This is a genomic window from Corynebacterium sp. UMB4614, assembly GCF_030217065.1.
GTDB lineage: Bacteria > Actinomycetota > Actinomycetes > Mycobacteriales > Mycobacteriaceae > Corynebacterium.
Map to the genome: position 1 here is coordinate 1 of NZ_JASONC010000013.1, position 20,009 is coordinate 20,009.

Annotated in this window: 17 protein-coding genes; 15 read left to right on the forward strand and 2 right to left on the reverse strand. The window is 66.4% G+C overall.

Going from position 1 to position 20,009, the window contains the following annotated elements:
• Positions 1-197 precede the first annotated feature (197 nt).
• Positions 198-1,208, reverse strand: coding sequence for an NUDIX hydrolase (locus QP413_RS06650; protein ID WP_284781226.1), 1,011 nt, complete (start codon positions 1,206-1,208; stop codon positions 198-200).
• Between the two features lie 126 nt (positions 1,209-1,334).
• Between QP413_RS06650 and QP413_RS06655 the strand changes: the two genes are divergently transcribed.
• Together QP413_RS06655 and QP413_RS06660 are read left to right on the forward strand one after the other, a co-directional pair.
• Positions 1,335-2,333 (forward strand): NAD(P)H-dependent glycerol-3-phosphate dehydrogenase, encoded by a 999-nt coding sequence (locus QP413_RS06655; RefSeq protein WP_284781227.1) that lies wholly within the window; start codon positions 1,335-1,337, stop codon positions 2,331-2,333.
• A 66-nt stretch (positions 2,334-2,399) separates the two neighbouring features.
• Positions 2,400-3,488 carry a D-alanine--D-alanine ligase family protein gene (locus tag QP413_RS06660; RefSeq protein WP_284781228.1) on the forward strand — a complete coding sequence of 363 codons (1,089 nt, stop codon included), beginning with the start codon at positions 2,400-2,402 and terminating at the stop codon, positions 3,486-3,488.
• 117 nt (positions 3,489-3,605) lie between these two features.
• Here QP413_RS06660 and QP413_RS06665 read toward each other — a convergent pair whose 3' ends face one another.
• Complete coding sequence (locus QP413_RS06665) at positions 3,606-4,733, reverse strand: DUF3515 family protein (RefSeq protein WP_284781229.1); 1,128 nt, start codon at positions 4,731-4,733, stop codon at positions 3,606-3,608.
• Positions 4,734-4,762: 29 nt separating this feature from the next.
• On the opposite strand from QP413_RS06665, the gene QP413_RS06670 reads away from it, so the two are divergent.
• The 13 genes from QP413_RS06670 to smc all read left to right on the forward strand — a co-directional run bounded on the left by QP413_RS06670 (position 4,763) and on the right by smc (position 19,950).
• Positions 4,763-5,740: a thiamine-phosphate kinase gene (locus tag QP413_RS06670; RefSeq protein ID WP_284781230.1), complete on the forward strand. Its 978-nt coding sequence runs from the start codon at positions 4,763-4,765 to the stop codon at positions 5,738-5,740.
• A gap of 31 nt (positions 5,741-5,771) precedes the next feature.
• Positions 5,772-6,407 carry a uracil-DNA glycosylase gene (locus QP413_RS06675; protein ID WP_148813334.1) on the forward strand — a complete coding sequence of 212 codons (636 nt, stop codon included), beginning with the start codon at positions 5,772-5,774 and terminating at the stop codon, positions 6,405-6,407.
• 10 nt (positions 6,408-6,417) lie between these two features.
• Positions 6,418-7,992, forward strand: a complete 1,575-nt coding sequence (locus QP413_RS06680; protein ID WP_284781231.1) for a DAK2 domain-containing protein — start codon at positions 6,418-6,420, stop codon at positions 7,990-7,992.
• Complete coding sequence (locus QP413_RS06685; protein ID WP_284781232.1) at positions 7,993-10,206, forward strand: ATP-dependent DNA helicase RecG; 2,214 nt, start codon at positions 7,993-7,995, stop codon at positions 10,204-10,206. It abuts the gene before it with no gap.
• Positions 10,207-10,278: 72 nt separating this feature from the next.
• A complete protein-coding gene (locus QP413_RS06690) occupies positions 10,279-10,842 on the forward strand; it encodes an RsmD family RNA methyltransferase (protein ID WP_149121871.1) in 564 nt (187 codons plus the stop codon).
• Between the two features lie 70 nt (positions 10,843-10,912).
• Positions 10,913-11,407, forward strand: coding sequence for a pantetheine-phosphate adenylyltransferase (gene coaD, locus QP413_RS06695; protein ID WP_070758831.1), 495 nt, complete (start codon positions 10,913-10,915; stop codon positions 11,405-11,407).
• Between the two features lie 102 nt (positions 11,408-11,509).
• Positions 11,510-12,244: an ATP synthase F0 subunit B gene (locus QP413_RS06700; protein WP_070758832.1), complete on the forward strand. Its 735-nt coding sequence runs from the start codon at positions 11,510-11,512 to the stop codon at positions 12,242-12,244.
• 84 nt (positions 12,245-12,328) lie between these two features.
• Positions 12,329-12,904, forward strand: coding sequence for a DUF177 domain-containing protein (locus tag QP413_RS06705; protein WP_284781233.1), 576 nt, complete (start codon positions 12,329-12,331; stop codon positions 12,902-12,904).
• Complete coding sequence (gene rnc / locus QP413_RS06710) at positions 12,888-13,625, forward strand: ribonuclease III (RefSeq protein WP_148813344.1); 738 nt, start codon at positions 12,888-12,890, stop codon at positions 13,623-13,625. Before QP413_RS06705 ends, rnc begins: the two co-directional genes overlap by 17 nt.
• Positions 13,618-14,487, forward strand: a complete 870-nt coding sequence (gene mutM, locus QP413_RS06715) for a bifunctional DNA-formamidopyrimidine glycosylase/DNA-(apurinic or apyrimidinic site) lyase (protein ID WP_284781234.1) — start codon at positions 13,618-13,620, stop codon at positions 14,485-14,487. Before rnc ends, mutM begins: the two co-directional genes overlap by 8 nt.
• 69 nt (positions 14,488-14,556) lie before the next feature.
• Positions 14,557-16,062, forward strand: a complete 1,506-nt coding sequence (locus QP413_RS06720; protein ID WP_015381515.1) for a sodium:alanine symporter family protein — start codon at positions 14,557-14,559, stop codon at positions 16,060-16,062.
• A 51-nt stretch (positions 16,063-16,113) separates the two neighbouring features.
• Positions 16,114-16,410, forward strand: a complete 297-nt coding sequence (locus QP413_RS06725; RefSeq protein ID WP_284781235.1) for an acylphosphatase — start codon at positions 16,114-16,116, stop codon at positions 16,408-16,410.
• Positions 16,411-16,461: 51 nt separating this feature from the next.
• Positions 16,462-19,950: a chromosome segregation protein SMC gene (gene smc / locus QP413_RS06730; protein WP_284781236.1), complete on the forward strand. Its 3,489-nt coding sequence runs from the start codon at positions 16,462-16,464 to the stop codon at positions 19,948-19,950.
• The last annotated feature ends 59 nt before the right edge of the window (positions 19,951-20,009 follow it).

A 20,009-nucleotide genomic window follows, 5' to 3' on the forward strand; every position in this document is an offset into this window, starting at 1 on the left:
GGTGGATCCCACCGTGACACCGTCATCACCAACACCAACCCTTCAGATCAGTGTTGCAACGACCACTAGAACTTAAGAGTGGCAGCAAAGCTGAAAAGACCCCGCCCCGGTCGGCCACAGAGCCGATCGAGGGGCGGGGGCTCGCCGTGCAGGCGGTGGGCCACTGGCAGTGGGTGCCTACCGCCCGGCCAGCCGGATTACTTCACCGGCAACGCGCTAGCCAGGTAGTCCGCACCCAGCAGCTGATCATCCTTGAAGTGCAGCACCCACACGCTGCCCTTCTTCACGCGCACGTCCTCGACCTCGATACCGCTCTCGGAAAAGAGGTGCTCCAGCATTGCCGGAATCGCCGCACCCTGGGAGGACACGGCGGCGACCTTGCTCTGCTCAACCGTGGCCTTCAGCGCAGCAACAGCCGCCGGGACGTCCGCCACGACCTGATCGTCGGAGAAGGTCGAGGACACCGTCAGCGGAAGGTCGAAAGCCTGGGAGAGCGGGGAGACCGTGTCGAAGCAGCGGTCCGGGCGCGCCGAGAACACCGCCGATGGCCCATAAGCCCCCAGCTGGGAGACGAGCATCTCGGACTGGCGACGGCCACGCTTATCCAGAATGCGCTTGTCGTCATCACCGCTCCACGTCCGCCGTGGCAGCGCACGGGCGTGGCGCGTCAGTAGGACCCGACGGTTCGCCCCCAGAGCCAGCAGCTCCAAAGCCGCGTCCAAAACCTGCTGGTCGAGCGGGTAGGTCAGCGACTTGCGCGCCTTCTTCGGCGACAACCAGCGCAGCTCGTCGACCTCGTCGTCCACATCATCGTTGCCCTCGAAGTAACCGTCCACGGCCTCTGCGGTCCAGTAATAAACCACCTTCGTGCGCTTGCGGACGGGGTAGTGGACGTAGCCCAGCAACCAGCCGAGCTCCACGCGGTAGCCAGTCTCCTCCAGGATCTCCCGGAACGCGGTGCCCGCGAGGTTCTCACCCGGGTCGACCTTGCCCTTCGGCAGCGTCCAGTCGTCGTAGCGGGGGCGGTGCTCCACCGCGATCTCCAGCTCACCCTGCTCGTTGCGGCGCCACAGCACCGCGCCCGCAGCGAACGTCGGGCGCTCGAACTCCTCGGTGGGGCGGGAGCCGATTCGCGCCACGTGGCCGCGCCCATTGATGGACTTCGCCAGGGATGTGGATAGGTCGCCGTCGCCGTTGTTCGTGATCACGCGGAAAATCCTCCCGTCCGGGGACTAGAATTGGGAAGCTGACTTAACAACAGTGATCCTATACGAGGCCATGCAGGATCAGATACGTAGGCATTCGGGATATAGATTTTAGGCGGTGTTCGCACGATGGTGCAGGTAGCAGTGATGGGGGCTGGTTCGTGGGGAACGACCGTGGCGAAGGTTTTCGCCGACTCCGGCAACCCCGTCACCCTGTGGGCTCGCCGCGATGAGGTCGCCGACGACGTCAACGACAATCACCGCAATAGCGCCTACCTCGGGGACGTGGTCCTTCCCGAAGGTCTTTCGGCGACGACGGACCCCGCCACGGCACTTCACGGTGCGGAGATCGTGGTGCTCGGCGTCCCCTCCCAGACGCTGCGCGGCAACCTGAGCAGCTGGCGGGAGCACATCGAGCCGAATGCCACGATCATCAGCCTCGCCAAGGGCATCGAGTACGAGACCGGGATGCGGATGAGCCAGGTCATCGCGGACGTCGCCGGGGTCACCAGCGACCGGGTCGCCGTGCTCACCGGCCCGAACCTCGCTAAGGAAGTCGCCCAGGGACAACCCGCCGCCACCCTCATCGCCTGCGAGGACGACGACCGCGCCCGCTTCGTCCAAGCCGCCGTCGCCGCGCCGTATTTCCGCCCCTACACCAGCCAGGACGTCCTGGGGGCCGAGATTGCCGGCACCTCCAAGAACGTCATCGCGCTGGCCGCGGGCATCGCTGCGGGCTGCGGCTTTGGAGCAAACACCAATGCCACCGTCATCACCCGCGGACTCGCCGAGACCACCAGGCTTGCCCTCCAGCTCGGCGCGGACGCGCGCACCATGGCCGGGCTCGCGGGCATGGGCGACCTGGTTGCCACATGTACCTCGCCACTATCCCGCAACCGCAGCTTCGGCCAGCGCCTCGGCGAGGGCGCAGGCCTGGAAGCAGCCGCCGAAGCCACCAAGGGGCAGGTAGCCGAGGGCGTGGTCAGCTGTCGCTCCGTCCAGGCGCTGGCGCGCAAGGCCGGGGTGGACATGCCCATCACGGATGCGGTGGTGCAGGTCTGCTACGAGGACGCCGGCCCCAAGGACATCATCAACCAGCTGCTTGGCCGCACCCGCAAGCCCGAGTGATAGGGGCGCGCCGTCCCCACGGTGGGCTACCGCGATTCACAGGCTTAAACGGGTAGGGTTAGCGCTGTGACTGCAGCTGAAAAACTCACCGTCGCCGTCGTTTACGGTGGCCAATCGACCGAGCACTCCGTGTCCTGCATCTCCGCGGGAGCGATCATCGACAACCTGGACCCAGAGCGGTTCACGGTCGTCCCCGTGGGCATCACCAGCGGGGGAGCCTGGGTGCCGGGGACCACGGATACCGCACAGCTGCGCGCTTCCGGCCGCGAGCTGCCCACCGTCGCCGATCACGGCGAGCACATCCAGCCGATGCTCGGCGCCGCCGGTGAAGCAACCGAATTCCGTTTCGTCACCGGTGACCGCACCGGGGACGTCTTCGCCACCGCGGACGTCATTTTCCCCGTCCTCCACGGCACCAACGGCGAGGACGGCACAATCCAGGGCCTCTTCGACCTGCTGGGCGCCCGCTACGTCGGCAACGGCGTGCTGGCCTCCGCCGCGGGCATGGACAAGGAGTTCACCAAGAAGATCGCCCGGGAGGCCAACATCCCGACCGGCCCGGAGGTTGTGCTGCAGGGCCGCGCCGAGCTCACGAACGATGAGCGCGAGCTGCTCGGCCTGCCGGTGTTCGTCAAGCCCGCGCGGGGTGGTTCCTCCATCGGCATCTCGAAGGTGGACAGCTGGCAGGACCTGCCCGCAGCCATCGAAGAGGCCGCCTCCCACGACCCAAAGGTCATCATCGAGGCCATGATCACCGGCCCCGAGGTCGAATGCGGCGTGCTGGAGCGCGAGGACGGCACCCTGGTCGCATCCTCCCCAGCCATGCTGCAGGGCACCGACGCCGGCGAGGAGGGCTTTTACGGCTTCGACGCCAAGTACCTCGACGACACCGTCAGCGCCACCATTCCAGCACCTCTCGACGAGGCCACGACGCGCCGGGTGCAGCAGCTCGCGATCGAGACCTACCGGGCGCTGGGCTGCACCGGCCTGGCACGCGTGGACTTCTTCGTCACCGATGCTGGCCCGATCCTCAATGAGATCAACACCATGCCTGGCTTCACCCCAATCAGCATGTACCCGCAGATGTTCCTGGCCGATGGTCTGAGCTACGCCGACCTGCTGACCACCCTGGTTGCTGGGGCTCGTCGGCACTAATACGACGCCCAAGGCAACGGAAAACGCCCGCCACGGTCATCGTGGCGGGCGTTGTCGTGTGAGTGGGGAAGCGGCCCCGGAATAACCCGGGGTGGGTTCACCACGCGTCGAGAGGTACTAGGAACGCTCGGCGCGCTTCGACATGCTCTCGGTGATCGCCTTCGTCACCGTGGGCAGAACATCGCCGCTGCTGAACTGCGGCATCGCGACGGCGACGACCTCCTCGTGGCCAATCGCGTACCAGTGACCGATCGTCGAACCCTGCGCGAGAGCAGGGGCGTCGAACCACGGGACGTCGTCGATCTGGGAGAGCCGCTCACCGCGCTCATAGGACTCCGGGAAGGCAACGCCACAGCGAACCACAACCGGCTCATTGCCATCCTTCTCGGGCTGGTAGACGACCAGAGAATCCGCCGCGGCGCCCTTGGCCTGCTCGATGAGGTCCGAGAGCTTCGGATCCCGCAGCGCGTCCTCGCCGGCCACGGCCGTGGCATTGTTTTCCATCAGCTCGCCCAGCTCCTCGCTGCTCAGGCGGCGGAAGCCAGCAATCTCCGCGGGTAGGGCCTCCTCGAAGGAACGGCAGGTCTGCTTGTTGCGGTCCTTAGCCACCGGCTCGTCGGCCAGCGGCAGGGCAGCCGGGGTCACGGGGGACTCAGAAGGCGCGACGTCGCCGAGAACAGGGGAGAGGTCCGCGACCGCGTCCTCGATGAGGTCGCCGTCCGCCTCAGAAGTCACCGCAACCGTCGGCTCCCCGGACACCGTGTACCAGGTGGTCAGGGTGGAACCAGGGGTGGCGTCCTGGGCGATGAACCAGCTTGCCCCCTCAGTCGCAGACACCGGGCTGATGACGGTGTACTGGTCCGGCATCGTCACGCCGCAACGGACGGTCAGCTGGGTACCGTTGGTATCCCGGTAAGCAACGGTGCCGTCTGGAACCGGATCCAGAATGCCCACCTTCCGGAACTTACCGACCTTCTCCGGGGCCTTCTCCACCAGCTGGGAGCACTCCGCAGCCAACGCATCCGGCGCATCAACGGCGCCGACCGAGACGTCCGAATACTTCTGCCGATCCGAAAGAATCTTGGCTCCCCCCAACACCGCGACGGTGAAGACGAGAGCTAGGATCAGACTGATCGTGACCAGTGAACGGGGAGCCCCTGCTCCACGGCTCCGGGCATCAGTCCCCGTAGTCGGGCCCTGCGAGGCGGCCGGGGATGCGCCCCGTGGATTACGCTGTGTGCTCATAGGCACTCATCTTATAAGGAGGCGGGCGGATGTCCCGATACACCGGGCCCACGGTGCGCGAGGTGGGGGAGGCAGCCACCATCCAGGCGATTCGGCGCGCGGCACCCAGCGAGCTCAATGGCGACGACGCGGCGATCCTGCGGCCCACCGCGCCGAACTCACGCCACGTGAGTTGCACCGACATCCTCGTCCTCGGACGCCACTTCCGGCCCGAATACTCCACGGCCTACGAGGTCGGCGTGAAAGCCATCACCCAAAACTTCGCCGACATCCAGGCCATGGGGGCCAGGCCCACCGCAGCGCTGCTCGGACTCGCGATCCCGGGCGAGACCCCGCTGAGCTGGGTCAGCGAACTCGCCGAGGGAATTGAGGCCACCGCCGAACCCTGGGCCGCCGAACTGGTGGGCGGGGACATCGTGCAGGGCAAAGAACTCCTCATCTCCATCACCGCACTGGGCGAGCTCACCGGCCCCGCACCCGCCCTGCGGGTCAACCGCGCCGCGCCGGGGCAGCAGGTCATCGTGCACGGCAAGCTCGGACACTCCGCGGCGGGGCTGGACATCCTCCGCCACTACGGCAGCCGGGCCGCGATCCCGGACGACGAGATACTGCAGGAGCTGGCCACCTGGCACTGCGCACCCACCCTGGTCGCGGGGCAGGGGACCGTCGCCCGGGCAGCCGGGGTCGCCAGCATGACTGATAACTCCGACGGGCTGATCTCCGACCTCAACCACATCGCGACGTCCTCCGGAGTCAGCATCGACATCGAAGAAGACAGCATTGCCCCCGACGAGATGCTTCAGCACGCGGCAGACGTCCTGAAGGAAGACCCGTGGAAGTGGGTCTTAAGTGGTGGGGAGGACCACAGCCTGCTGGCCACCACCGCAGCCCGCATCCCCACCGGCTTCCGGCGCATCGGAAGCACGGGCTCGCAAACCGGTTCGGGACCGAAGGTCACCATCGATCGCGCCACCCCGGCCTACACCGCGGGCTGGTCCTCGCTCTAAGCCACTCACGACACGTGCTAGGAGGCCCACCATGATCTACGTGCACCCCAATTGGCAGCTGCCCGGGCTGGCGGAAACCCTGCACAAGGCGCAGGCCGCCCACGCGCCGGGCCAGCAGGTCCTCCCACCAGAGGAATACATCCTGCGGGCCTTCGAAGTCGACCCGGCTGAGGTGAAGTGCCTCATCGTGGGGCAGGACCCATATCCCACCCCTGGGCACGCGGTGGGGCTCGCATTCTCCTCTGAAGGCGCGCAGATCCCGAAGTCCCTGCAGAATATCTTCACGGAATACAGCGAGGACCTGGGCCTGCCCCGGCCCACCACCGCGGATTTAAGCCCCTGGCTGGACGAGGGGGTGCTGCTGCTCAACCGGGTGCTCACGGTGCTCGCGGGACAGGCGAATAGCCACCGGGGCCTGGGATGGGAGGCCATTACTGAGGCCGCGGTCCGCCAGGTCGCAACCAACGAGCACTTCTGCGCGATCCTCTGGGGCAAACAGGCTCAACAGTTGGCGGGCATCATCGGGGCTGAGCGCTGCATCATGTCCCCGCACCCATCGCCGCTGTCTGCCTACCGCGGGTTCTTCGGCTCCCGGCCCTTCAGTCGGGCCAATGAAATCCTGCGGGCCCAGGGTGCCGATCCCGTGGATTGGCGCCTCGACCGTTAAGCTGGCAGGCATGTCCGAAACGATTTCCGCGCTCGCCGTCACCCATTGGGTGCGCCGGGCAGCAACACTGCTCGAGGAATCTCAGGCGGAAATCAACCGCATCAACGTGTTCCCCATCGCGGACTCCGACACCGGCTCGAATATGGCCCACACCGTCCGCGCTGCCTGCGAGGAACTCCAGTCGGCGGTCAGCGAGGGCACGCTGCCGGAACCGGAGGACGCCACCGACGCGAACCTCCCGGCCATCACCGCGCTATTGGCCACCGGCGCGGTCAAGGGTGCGCGAGGGAACTCCGGAATGGTGCTGAGCCAGGTCTTCCGTGCCCTCGCGGATGCCTCCGCCCAGGGGCCGATCGACGCGGCCGCGCTGGTTCGGATGCTCCAGGACGCCGTGGGATTTGCCGAGTCCACCATCGCCGCCCCCGTGGAAGGCACGATTCTCACTGTCCTGCGCCAGGCCGCCACAGGTGCGAGCACCGCCCATGAGGCGGGCCAGGGGATGAGCGAGATCGTCGACGCGTCGCTCGACGCTGCCCGCGAGGCACTCTTCGATACCCCCAACCAGCTCGAGGCCCTCGCCGAGGCTGGGGTCTACGATGCCGGCGGAGCAGGATTCATCCTCATACTCGAAGCGCTCAAAGACGTCCTGAGCGGTGGGGTCGCAGGGACAACGTTGAAGGACTCCGGCGCAGCGGGGCACGAGGGTCCCGGAGTTGGTAGTGCACCCGGCAGCCCCGCCGAATCTCACGGTGTCCCCGCCGAGCTGGAGTTGCTCTTCTTCTTCCACGGCGACGTCGACCCGCTGCGCGAGGTACTCGCCACGCATGGCGATTCAATCGTTATCGCCCCCGTGTCCGAGGGACAGGCGAAGGTGCACGTCCACACCCTTCAGGCCGGCCCGCTGCTCGAACAGGCCTTCGGCCTGGGACAGGTGACCGAGTTGCGGATTGAAGTGCTGCCCAACCAACCGGGCAAGCCTGTAGCCGCGACGCGCCGGGCGTCCCGTCCCATCATCGCGCTGGTTTCCGGTCACAACGAGGGCGCGAAAGATGCGGTAGGCGATTCCGGTGAGGATGTTGGGCAAGATATCTTCGCGGCCGTGGGGGCCGTCAGCCTTGACCCAGCAGCCAGCGAGGAGCAGACCCGGGCCGCCCTGGAGCAGCTGCCCGCCGGTGATATCGCTGTGCTCACCAACGGGGCGGACCCCGCGGCCATCCTGGAGGTAGCCCAGCGGGAGGGCAGTGGCCGTCAGCTCAACATCATCGACACCGACTCCCTGGTTGGGGGCCTGGCAGCGCTTGCGGTGTTCGATCCGACGAACGATTGGGAGGACAACACGGCGGACATGCTGGACGCCAGTGTGTCCCAGCGTTGGTGGCAGGGCCCGCCTGAGCAGCTGCCGCAGGCCGTGGCTGACCTGTTGGCTGATGGTGGGGAACTCGTCACCTTCATCACCTCCGAACCCGCTGTGGCTACGGCCGTGGAGGCCTTCGTGCAGCGCGCTCGCGAGCAGCACCCCAGCGTGGAATTCCACGAGCATCATGCTCGGGGCTTGGGCGCTGCGGTGCAGGTGGGTGTCGAGTAGATGCTCGGTTGGCAGGACACCCGCCCGCTCACCACGGCGACCACCCCCGACCGGGCGAAGAACCTGGCGGATAAGCCGGGGCTGAAGACCCTTCAGGATGTGTTGCTGACCTTCCCGACCCGCTACGCCAGGCTGGGGACGTCTGACCAGCTGGACATGCTCGTGCCAGGCGAAATGTACACCTGCGTGGCTCAGATCCTGGGGGTCGAGCAGAAAGAGAACTTCTCGGGCCGCGGGCCGCGAACCTTCATCCGCTTCCGCTTTACCGACGGCAGCGTGCAGATGGAGTCCGCGCTCTTCGGTAACCCGAAGATGCACCTGGGGGTGATCCAGCCCGGCGCGATCCTGCTGCTGCACGGCAAGCTGGATACGTTTCGCAACCAGTGGCAGCTGAAGAATCCCAGTTATGTGACGATCGACCCGGGCCCCAGCGCACGCTTTGGGGCTTATGGCTCGCTGAAGACCATCGTCACGATCGCGGGCAGCCAGGAGGCGGCCGAGGAGCTGCTGCGCATGCCTTACCTTCCTGGTTATCCGCGCAAGCGGGGGACCTCGACCGCGGAGCTGATCGGCGTGGTGGACCAGATCCTTCGCGGCCCACTCGCGCCGACGCCAGGGGGTGAGACGATCCCGGAGATGCTGCCGGATCCCACCGCGGCGGGGACGAGCGTGGACGGCGCCGAATCGGTGCCTGCGTGGCCGACCGGAGCTGACGGTGCGCCGCTGATCCATTTCGATGCGGCCCTACGAGGCATTCACCAGCCACCAGAGGAGGGGCCGGGCGCTGCGATCGAACGTTTGAAGTTTAATGAGGCCCTGGAGCTGCAGCTCGTCATGGCGCTGCGGGCGGCGGACTCCACGCGGCGCACCTCGCCGCGGGTGGATGCGCTGCACTCCGAGCTGCTGGCCTCCTTCATCCACAGCCTGCCCTATCGGCTGAGCGAGGGGCAGACGACCGCGTGGGACCGGGTCGCCGAAGCGCTCGATTCCACGGTGCCGGCGAACCTCATGCTCCAAGGCGACGTCGGCAGCGGTAAGACCCTGATCGCAGCACTCGCGATGGTGGCGGCCGCGGATGCTGGCTTGCAGTGCGCCTTCATTGCCCCGACGGAGGTGCTGGCGGTGCAGCACGCGCAGACCTTGACACGCCTGGTCGAGGGGCTCCCGATTACCATCACGGTTCTCACCGGCAGCCAGAACTCTGAGGTACGCCGCCGAGCCCTGCTGGACATCGTCAGTGGCCAGGCACACATCGTGGTCGGCACGCACGCGCTGATCCAGGATTCGGTGGAGTTCTTCAACCTGGGGCTCGTGGTCGTCGACGAGCAGCACCGCTTCGGCGTGCGGCAGCGCGACTATTTGAAGAACAAGGCCGCGACAGGCAAGACCCCGCACATGCTGGTCATGACGGCCACACCGATCCCCCGCAGCGTCGCGATGACGATGTTCGGTGATCTCGAACCCATCGTCCTGCCTGGGCTGCCGAGTGGACGCGGTGAGGTGCGCACCGCCGTCGTCCAGGCCGGTCGCCGCGCGTGGGTGGACCGCATGTGGCAGCGAATTTCCGAGGACGTCGCCGCCGGTCACCAGGCTTTCGTCGTGGTGCCGCGCATCGAGGGCGAGGACGGGGTTCTGGCCTGGGCGGAGAAGCTGGCGTCGGGCCCGTTGGCGCACTGCACGGTGGATGTGCTGCACGGCAAGATGGCGCCCGAGGAGAAGGCCGCCGCGATGGCGGGTTTCGCGGAGGGACGGACGGATGTGCTGGTCGCGACCACCGTCATCGAGGTCGGGGTGGACGTCCCGAACGCGACGGTGATGGTGATCATTGATGCCGAAAACTTCGGGGTTTCCCAGTTGCACCAGCTGCGCGGCCGCATCGGCCGAGGCTCGGCCGATGGCTGGTGCATGTTGCACACCACCACACTGCCGGGGTCTGCCAGCTATGACAGACTTGAGGCGGTCGCGGCGACGACCGACGGCTTCGCGCTGGCCGAGCTGGACCTCGAGCAGCGAACCGAGGGAGATATCCTCGGCGACGACCAATCCGGGGCCGGCTCCCGCCGAGCGAGCCTGCTGAACCTCGCAAGCGATGGTGAGATCATCATGCGGGCCAAGGATTACGCCCAGGAGCTGGTGGCGAAGCAGGAAGAGCTAGCCCGGCGACTCGTCGCGGACATTGAGTTGGAAGACCAGGCGTATATCCAGCGCGGCTAGCCCACAGGGCCATACAGCGCGGTCATTGGGTAGGCGCCAGGTGTGTAGAGGAACAAGGAGAGCCAAGGACTAATGAGCCGCATCATCGCCGGACAGGCGGGAGGCCGCAGCATCAAGATCCCCAAGCAGGTCACTCGGCCGACCTCCGACCGGGCCCGCGAAGGGTTGTTCTCCTCCCTGGAGGCCCGCTTCGGGCTAGCCGGGGAGGTTGTCCTCGACCTTTATGCCGGCTCCGGGGCATTGGGGCTCGAGGCCGCCTCCCGGGGCGCGGCGGATGTCACGCTCGTCGAGGCGCTCGACGGGGCGGTAAGCACCATCAAACGGAATATCGCGACGGTGGGGCATCCGAACACCCACGTGGTTCACGCCAAAGCCATGACCTTCCTGGCGACCGCGCCGAAGCAGCACTACACGATGGTGCTTGCCGACCCACCCTATGAACTGGCCGACGACGCGGTGGCGGACATGCTGGCAGCCCTGATCCCGGCGCTGGCGCAGGACGCCGTCGTCGTCGTCGAAAGAAACAGCAAGAGCCCGGAGACCGCATGGCCTGAAGGATTCGAGCCGACGGGTCAGAAGGTGAAGAAGCGCACCTTTGGCATCGCGCGCTTCGATATGGCGATCTGGCGGGGCTGAAGCAATTTGCATAAAAGGGGAGGGGAGCGGCGGGTGCCCGGCGGGGCGGCCAGCGCTACACTAAGACACCATGCGAGTAGTCTGCCCAGGATCTTTTGACCCGGTGACGAACGGTCACCTCGACATCTTCACGCGCGCTGCGGCCCAGTGGGATGAGGTCATCGTGTTGGTGACCTATAACCCCAACAAGAACGGGCTGTTCAATGAGCAGGAGCGGGTGGCACTCATCGAGGCAGCCATCGCGGACCTGCCGGAGGAGCGGCGTCCGAAGAACATTCGGATCGACACGTGGGACCGCCTGCTGGTGGACTACCTCACCGAGAACAACATCTCCGCACTCGTTAAGGGGCTGCGCAGCTCCCTGGACTACGAGTATGAGCTGCCGATGGCTCAGATGAACCAGCGACTCTCGGGGGCGGATACCTACTTCCTGCTCACGAGCCCGGAGTACGGTTACGTGTCCTCCACCCTCTGCAAGGAAGTCGCGAAGTACGGCGGGGATGTCTCTGGGCTGCTGCCGGAGCCCGTGGCTGAGGCAGTGAAGGCGAAGTTCGCCGAGTCCTAAAGCTCCGTGACCACCGACTCCAGCGAAAGAAAAAATTGTTAATTCCTGTGACCGGTGTGTTTCTCCGCGAGTGATGCCCTGGAACATGGAATAGTGGTGAGCATGTACAAAACCTTCCAAGGCATGGACGATCTCCAGCACATGGTGGAGCAGGCTTATAGCGTGCCCATGACATCCAATTGCATGGTGCCGCGCCGCGAGGTGCTCGACATCCTCGACGAGATGCGTAACGCCATTCCCATCGAGATGGACGACGCCCAGGACGTCCTCGACCACCGCGACAAGATCCTCCACGACGCTGAGGATCGCGCCGACGGCATGGTCGCCGACGCTGAAGCCGAGCGCGACCGGATTCTTGAGGAGGCACACGCCCGCGCGGAGGCGATGGTGCGCGACGCCGAAGAGCGTGCCACCACCACGGTCGCCCAGGCTGAGGACGAAGCTGACCGCCTGGTTACCGAGGCCCGCAACGAATACGACCACGTCACCTCCCGCGCCGCCGCGGAATCCGACCGCCTCATCAAGGCCGGCAACGATTCCTACCAGCGCTCCGTGGACGAGGGCATCGCCGAGCAGCAGCGCCTTGTCTCCGAATCCGAGGTTGTCCGCAACGCCGAGGCGGAGTCCCAGCGCATCGTGCAATCCGCCCACGCGGACTCCGACCGCCTGCGCAACGAGTGCGACCGCTACGTGGATTCCACCCTCGCGGAGTTCGAGGAATCCCTCTCGGCAACCCTGCGCAGCGTGGGCCGCGACCGCGCCGCACTGCGCAAGGGGGCTGGCGTCTCCGGACTGCGCAGCGACTCCAACTACGGGGACCACAGCTACGAGGGCTAAACCTCGGGCTCAACGCGCGGGACGAAGCGAACAGGGCGTCGTCCCAAATGGCGGCGGGGAGGCTAAAGCGGGTACAAAAGGGGTATGAGCAACCCCTTCATCCTCGATGTTCAGGACATCCTCGGCCAGCAAGGTGGCCCGGAGCACGTTCACACCACCGGTGAAACCCCGCACAACCTCGGCGGGGAAATGTTCGGAATCGCCCCCGGCACCAGCGTTGATATCGACTTGATCCTCACCAACCTGGGCGAGGCCATCATGGCCCAGGGGACGGTCAGCGGGCAGGCCAACGTCGAGTGCGGTCGCTGTCTCCGCCGCTTCACGACGGACCTCAGCATCAAGGTCGACCAGGTCTTCGGCACGTCTGCTGACTTCATCACCACCGAGGACGAGGATTCCGACGAGGAGGGCGACGAGCTGCCGCCGCTGGTTGAGGACGACCGCATCGACCTGACGCAGACGGTGCTCAACGAAGCCGGGCTCAACGCCCCGTTCAACCCCGTCTGCGCTGATTACGGCCTCGAGTGCGAGACCAACGTCCCAGAGCCAGACGGCATTTCCGAGGAAGAAGCGGAAGAGGAGAAGGTCGACCCGCGCTGGGCCGGCCTGTCCGCCATTAAATCCCAGCTGGCCGGGGGTGACGATGGCTCGCAAGCGTAGACTCACCGGCGAGGCAGCACTTCGCGCCGCATACTCCAAGCACGACCACGCCCCGCTGCTTCAGGCATGGGGGATTGACCTTTCCGATGAGATGTTGCGGCTGGCGCTCACACACCGTTCCTTCGCGCACGAGAACGACAATGTGCCGAATAACGAGCGCCTCGAGTTCCTCGGCGACGCGGTGCTCGGGCTCTCGGTCGCCGAGCAGCTGTACACACAGTTCCCGCAGCGTAGTGAGTCCGATATCTCCAAGATGCGCGCGGGTGTGGTGAATATGTATGCCCTCGCGGGGCTGGCCCGCAGCCTCGGGCTGGGGGAATATATCCTGCTCGGCCGCGGCGAGATGAAGACCGACGGGCAGGATAAGGACTCGATCCTCGCGGACACCGTCGAGGCAATTCTCGGCGCGATCTACCTGGAGCATGGCTTCGCTGTTGCGAAGGCGACCGTGTTGCGGCTGTTTAAGTCCATGATCGACAAGGCCCCGACCGTGGGGCTCACCATGGACTGGAAGACCACCGTGCAGGAGCATCTGCGCGAACACGATCTGCCGATGCCGGAATACGAGGTCACCTCCTCCGGGCCGGAGCACGACAAGGTCTTCTTCGCCACGCTCCTGCTGGATGGCAAGGAGCGCACTCGCGGCCAGGGGCGTACGAAGAAGGAAGCGGAGCACCAGGCGGCTCGCGCCATGGTGGAGGAACTCGGCAACCGTGCCTGAGCTGCCTGAGGTGGAGGTCGTCCGCCGCGGGTTGGAAGAGCACCTCCGCGGTGGTGTTATTCACGACGTCGACGTCCGTCACCCCCGCGCCGTTCGCGCCCAGCCCGGCGGGGCAGCGGAACTCGTCTCGCTTCTGGACGGCGCCCGCATCCAGTCCTTCGAGCGCCGGGGCAAGTACATGTGGCTCGTGCTGGATAGTGGCCACGCGCTGTTCGTCCACCTCGGGATGAGCGGGCAGATGCTGATCCACGAAGCTGCCGATACGGCTCTGCCCACCACGCACGTCCGGATTCGCGCGCGCGTCGACGTGGGGGTCAAGGAGCTGGTGCTGAGTTTCGTGGACCAGCGCACCTTTGGCCAGTGGCAGGTCACACCCGTCGTGACAGACCCGCACGGGGGCTTTACGGGGGTGCCGGTGCCGGTCGCGCACATCGCCCCTGACCCCTTCGAGGCGGTCTTCGACCCGGTGGTCGTGGCGCGGCGCCTCCGGGCGAAGAAGACCGACGTGAAGCGCGCACTCCTGGACCAAACGCTGGTCTCCGGCATCGGAAACATTTACGCCGACGAGGCGCTGTGGGCAGCAGGCGTTGCTCCCGGCCGACGCACCCGGGGTATGCGCCAGCGCGATGCCGTGGCTGTATTGGAGCAGGCCGAGGCGGTGATGCGCCGGGCGCTCGCCCAGGGCGGGACCAGCTTCGACTCTCTCTACGTCAACGTCAACGGCGCGAGCGGTTATTTTTCCCGCTCGCTCAACGCCTACGGCAGGACTGGGAAGCCGTGCCCCCGCTGCGGGGAACCGATCGTTCGGGTGCAGTGGACGAACCGCTCCTCGCACTTCTGCCCGCAGTGTCAGCCCAGCTAGCGTTCAGAACGGGGCTGGGTAGCGGGCAGGCTATTCCAAGAATTGGTGGCGGAGCTCTACAATGCCCCTATGGAAAAACTCACTGAGCTCGTTGATGGCTCGATCAACGGTGTCATCTGGAACATCATCCCGTGGCTGTTGATCGGCGCGGGCATCTACTTCGGCTTGCGTACCCTTTTCGTCCAGGTCCGCCTGCTGCCCGCGATGTTGAAAGCCGTCGCGGAGAAGCCGCCGGTCGCTCGCGACGAGCAGGGCAACGAGATCAAGGATGGCGAGCGCGTCGGCATCTCGGCCTTCAAGGCCTTCACGATTTCCGCCGCCTCCCGTGTGGGGACCGGCAACATCGCCGGCGTGGCGCTGGCGATCTCCATCGGTGGGCCGGGCGCGGTCTTCTGGATGTGGATGATCGCCATCGTCGGTGGCGCCACCGCCTTCGTGGAATCCACCCTGGCTCAGCTGTGGAAGTCCCGCGACGCCGACGGCCATTATCACGGTGGCCCGGCCTTCTACATGACCCGCGGCCTAGGCTGGAAGCCGCTCGCCGTCATCTTCGCCGTAGCGCTGTCCTTCACCTACGGCTTCGTCTACAACGCGATTCAGACGAATTCCATCGTCGACGCGGTGGGTGTGTCCCTCAACAGTGACTCCATGACCCTCAAGTTGATCGTCGCGGTCGTCGTCGCCTCCCTGACCGCGCTCGTCATCTTCGGCGGTGTCACCCGCATCGCCAGCGTGACGCAGATCGTCGTGCCCCTGATGGCCGTGGCCTACATCATCGTGGGCCTCATCGTCGTGCTCATGAACCTCGGCGAGGTGCCCGGCATGATCGGGCTCATCGTCGGCCACGCCCTCGGTATTAAGCAGGTCGCGGGCGCGGGCATCGGCATGGCCTTCGGCATCGGCATGCGTCGCGGACTGTTCTCCAACGAGGCCGGCCAGGGCTCCGCGCCGAACGCCGCCGCGACCGCGACCGTCTCCCACCCGGTCAAGCAGGGCCTCGTCCAGACCCTCGGTGTGTATTTCGATACCCTCGTTGTCTGTACCATCACGGCTTTTGTGGTGCTGCTGGGTCCTGCCGTGGCCTACGGCCGCGACGACATTCAGGGCGTGTCCCTGACTCAGGCCGCGCTCGCCGACTCGGTTGGCGCGTGGGGTGCGCACTTCATTACCTTCATCCTCTTCTTCCTGGCCTTCTCCTCGGTCATCGGCAATGTCTACCTGGCCCAGGCCAATATCGAGTACCTCTCCGAGTCGAAGAAGGTTATGACGATCTTCCGCCTCGGCGTGATCGCTTTCGTCTTCTTCGGAGCCTTCGGCTCCCTGCCGCTGGTGTGGGCGCTGGGCGACACGATGGCTGGCACCATGGCGATCATCAACATCATCGCGATCGTCCCGCTGGGTGGCATCGTCTTCAAGCTGCTGAAGAACTTCAACGATCAGCGCAAGCAGGGTCTGGACCCGGTCTTCCACCGGGATATGCTGCCTGAGGCGAAGAACGTCGAGGTCTGGGACGGTTCCGACTCGGCGACCCGCCGCGGTTGGCTCCAGCGCCGCTCCCTGCGCGAGTTCACCTAAAAGCGACGAGAAGACTGCGCCCGGAATACGGCGAGCTAAGGAGAAACGGAAGTGACTGAGCAACCACAGGTCCGCCTCACCGCCTGGTGCCACGGCCACGTCCAGGGCGTGGGCTTTCGCTGGTGGGTCGCCGGCCAGGCCAAGGCCCTGGGGCTGGCAGGCTCGGCTACCAACTACTCGGACGGGCGGGTGCTTGTTGTCGCGGAGGGGGCGCGGCACCTGGCCGAAGAATTGCTCGACCGGCTCCAACCCGGCGCGTTGACGAACCCGCAGCGCCCGGGTCAGGTCACCACGGTCGTCGAGCTGTGGGGCGAACCCAAGGGTGCGGTCGGCTTCGAGCGTCGCTAACGCGCGAGCCTGTGCTTAGAGCTTGTCCGCACGCAACGATAAGATAACCGCATGCACCTCAAGTCGTTGACCCTCAAAGGATTCAAGTCCTTTGCGTCTTCGACGACCCTGAAACTCGAGCCGGGAATCTGCGCGGTCGTCGGCCCCAACGGCTCGGGTAAGTCCAATGTCGTCGATGCCCTGGCATGGGTGATGGGGGAGCAGGGGGCGAAGACCCTGCGCGGCGGCAAGATGGAGGACGTCATCTTCGCCGGTGCCGGTGACCGCAAACCGCTGGGGCGGGCGGAGGTCACCCTCGTCATCGACAACTCCGACGGCAAGCTGCCAATCGAGTACTCCGAGGTCGCGGTCACCCGCCGCATGTTCCGCGACGGGGCCAGCGAATACGAGATCAACGGCGCCAAAGCCCGGCTCATGGATATTCAGGAGCTGCTGAGCGACTCGGGCATCGGCCGCGAGATGCACGTCATCGTCGGTCAGGGCAGACTCTCCCAAATCCTGGAGTCCAAGCCCGAGGAGCGCCGCGCCTTCATCGAGGAGGCCGCGGGCGTGCTGAAGCACCGGCGCCGCAAGGAGAAGGCGCAGCGCAAACTGGTGGGCATGCAGGCCAACCTGGATCGCCTCCAGGACCTGACTGACGAGCTGCACCGCCAGCTGGGGCCCCTGGCCCGACAGGCCGACGCCGCGCAGCGGGCGTCCACCGTGCAGGCCACCATCCGGGACCGTCGCACGGTGCTGGCCGCCCACCACGTCCGCACTCTGTCGGAGAACCTCCACGAGGCCAACGCCGAGGCCGAGCGGCTCATCGAGGAACGCGAGTATCTCACCGAGCAGCTCGAAGAGCACTCCGGAGAGCTCGCCGAGGTGGAGGAAGAGCTGCGCACCGCGTTGGAGGACGCGGAGTCTGCCCGCACCCTCTGGTACCGGCTCTCTGCGGTCGCGGAGAAGAACTCCGCCTCTCTGCGCATCGCGGCCGATCGCGCTCAGGCCAGCGAAGAGACTGCCTGGCTGGGGCCGGACCCGGCTCATCTGCTGGAGCGCGCCGAGCGGGCCGATGCCGAACAAGAGGAGCTCGACGAGGCCGTCGAGATTGTCCAGGAGAAACTCGAGGGCATCAGGGAGACCGTCGCCGAGGCTCAGGACGCCGCCCGGCAGGCAGAAAACGAGCACCTCGCCCAGGTCCGGGCCATCGCGGACCGGCGTGAGGGCGTGGTGCGGCTGCTCTCCCGCCAGGAGGCAGCCAGCGAGCGGTTGGCTAACGCACAAGCCGAGGTGGAGCGCAGCGAGGACGCTGTGGGCGAGCACACCGAGGAGCTAGAAAACCTCAGTGAGGAACTCGCGGAAGCCGCCGACGCGCTGGCGGATATCGAAGGCGGGGGCGAGGAACTCCGCGCAACCGCAGAGCAGCTCGCCCGCGAGGTGCAGACCGTCGAGCAGCGCGCAGAGGAGCTACGCAACCAGGAACGCGCGCTGGAACGCGAGATCGCCGGCCTGGAGGCCACCATCACCGGCTGGCAGGAGCGGCTCCGCCCCACCGACGGCGCCGCCCGAGCGACCTCCGCCGCCGAGGAGCAGGGGCATGCGGTGAGCACCCTGGCGGAGAACATCACGATCACCGGCGACTGGTCCGCTGCGGTGGCCGCCGTCCTAGGCGCGATCGCGCCCACTGGGGTGGTGACTGCATCGGACGACGCCGTACTCAGCGCACTCGAGGGCAGCGATGAAGGCCGCGCCCTCGTCATCGAATCCGGCTCCGAAACCAAGGAGACGGCCGGCTGGCGCCTCGATGCTTCCCTGCCCGCGGGGCAGTGGCTGCTCGACGTCATCGAACCCAGCCATAAGGTCGCCGCCGCGCTGAACGCGATGCTCGTCGACGTGGTCGCCGTGGCAGACGCCGCTGAGGCTCGCCGCGTCGTGGCCGCCGACACCAGGCTGCGGGCAGTGACCAAAGCCGGCAGCCTCTTCGGTCCCGGTTGGTTCGCGGCCGGCCGCGGGGGAGCCACCCCAGCGGTGGAGCTTGCTGCGAAGATTGACCAGGCCAGTACGGACGTCGCCGAGAAGAAGGAACAGCTCGCTGACCTGAAGGCAAGCCTCGACGCTGCGCTGGAAACCACCGCCGAGCGCCGCGCCGCTGCCAGCAGCGCCAAGGCCGCCATCCAGGAACAACGGGCACGCGTCCAGGCGGCCCAGCATCGCTTCAAGGCGGCGGAGAACGCGGAGGAATCGGCGCGCCGCAGCGTCGAGCGCGCCACCGTCCAACGCAACCAGGCCGAGGAGCGGGCGCGGCAGGCTGATGAGGAACTCGCCGAGGTTCGGGACCGACTCTCGCGCGTGCAGGAGCCGGAAGAACAAGAGGAGCCTTCCACCGCGCAGCGCGACCGCACGGCCCAGGAACTCACGCAGGCGAAAGCCATGGAGATGGACGCGCGTCTGCAGCTGCGCACCGCGGAGGAACGCGCCGCCGCCACCCGCGGCAAGGCGGAAAACCTGCGGCGCCAGGCTCGCCAGGAGGAGGCCTCGCGCAAACAGCACGAGATCGCGCGGGCCCGCCGCGAAGCTAAGCGTCAGGCCGCGCTCATCGTGCAGGAACAGGCCGAACGGGTCGGCCAGCGCATTGCTGATGCGCTCCATCGTGCCCAGGAGTCCCGCACCCTGACCGAGCAGGCACACCGCCAATGGCAGGAACGCATGCGCCAGCAAAAGGCTGAGGTCAATAAGTACAACAGCCAGCTCGGGGCGGTCACCCAGCGGGCGCACGAGGCGGAGCTGAAACGCAACCAGGCACAGCTCAAACTCGAGCAGGCCGCGGAATCCGCGATGGAGCAGCTCACCATGACTCCCGAGCAGCTGCTGGCCGTCGAGCTTCCGGAGGATTTCGACCAGGCCACAGCCCGTAAGGAGCTCAAGCAGGCGGAGAAAGACCTGAACTCTCTCGGCAAGGTCAACCCCTTGGCTCTGGAGGAGTACAAGGCGCTGGAGGAGCGCTATTCCTTCCTTGCCAGCCAGCTCGACGACGTCCAGCGCGCCCGCGAGGACCTCAACGGGGTCATCAAGGACGTGGACAACACCATCCTCACCCTCTTCGTGGACGCCTGGCACGACGTGGAGGAGCAGTTCCCCAAGGTCTTCGAGACCCTCTTCCCGGGCGGATCCGGCCGCCTCGTGCTGACCGACCCGGAAGACATGCTCACCACCGGCATCGAGGTGGAGGCCCGCCCGCCGGGCAAGAAGGTCAAGCGGTTGAGCTTGCTCTCCGGCGGTGAGAAGTCGCTGACCGCGCTGGCCCTACTCGTCGCCATCTTCCGTGCGCGACCTAGCCCCTTCTACGTCATGGACGAGGTCGAGGCCGCTTTGGACGACGTCAATCTGCGTCGCCTGATCGCGCTGTTCGAGGAGCTGCGGAAGGACTCCCAGCTGATCGTGATCACGCACCAGAAACCGACGATGGATGTGGCCAACGTTCTCTACGGCGTAACCATGCGCGGGGACGGCGTGACGCGCGTTATTTCGCAGCGCATGAAGCCATTGGAAGCCAGTTAGCCCAGGCCAGCCCGCACACCGGGGGAGCCGGCTGGGGCGCGCGGGATCGCCGCCGGGCC

What these genes read in the sequence shown, in the direction of transcription:
- QP413_RS06655 (WP_284781227.1), top strand. Translation starts at nt 1,335, where the DNA reads ATGGTGCAGGTAGCAGTGATGGGGGCTGGTTCGTGGGGAACGACCGTG.
- QP413_RS06665 (WP_284781229.1), bottom strand. Translation starts at nt 4,733, where the DNA reads ATGAGCACACAGCGTAATCCACGGGGCGCATCCCCGGCCGCCTCGCAG.
- QP413_RS06670 (WP_284781230.1), top strand. Translation starts at nt 4,763, where the DNA reads ATGTCCCGATACACCGGGCCCACGGTGCGCGAGGTGGGGGAGGCAGCC.
- QP413_RS06675 (WP_148813334.1), top strand. Translation starts at nt 5,772, where the DNA reads ATGATCTACGTGCACCCCAATTGGCAGCTGCCCGGGCTGGCGGAAACC.
- QP413_RS06680 (WP_284781231.1), top strand. Translation starts at nt 6,418, where the DNA reads ATGTCCGAAACGATTTCCGCGCTCGCCGTCACCCATTGGGTGCGCCGG.
- QP413_RS06685 (WP_284781232.1), top strand. Translation starts at nt 7,993, where the DNA reads ATGCTCGGTTGGCAGGACACCCGCCCGCTCACCACGGCGACCACCCCC.
- QP413_RS06690 (WP_149121871.1), top strand. Translation starts at nt 10,279, where the DNA reads ATGAGCCGCATCATCGCCGGACAGGCGGGAGGCCGCAGCATCAAGATC.
- coaD (WP_070758831.1), top strand. Translation starts at nt 10,913, where the DNA reads ATGCGAGTAGTCTGCCCAGGATCTTTTGACCCGGTGACGAACGGTCAC.
- QP413_RS06700 (WP_070758832.1), top strand. Translation starts at nt 11,510, where the DNA reads ATGTACAAAACCTTCCAAGGCATGGACGATCTCCAGCACATGGTGGAG.
- QP413_RS06705 (WP_284781233.1), top strand. Translation starts at nt 12,329, where the DNA reads ATGAGCAACCCCTTCATCCTCGATGTTCAGGACATCCTCGGCCAGCAA.
- rnc (WP_148813344.1), top strand. Translation starts at nt 12,888, where the DNA reads ATGGCTCGCAAGCGTAGACTCACCGGCGAGGCAGCACTTCGCGCCGCA.
- QP413_RS06720 (WP_015381515.1), top strand. Translation starts at nt 14,557, where the DNA reads ATGGAAAAACTCACTGAGCTCGTTGATGGCTCGATCAACGGTGTCATC.
- smc (WP_284781236.1), top strand. Translation starts at nt 16,462, where the DNA reads ATGCACCTCAAGTCGTTGACCCTCAAAGGATTCAAGTCCTTTGCGTCT.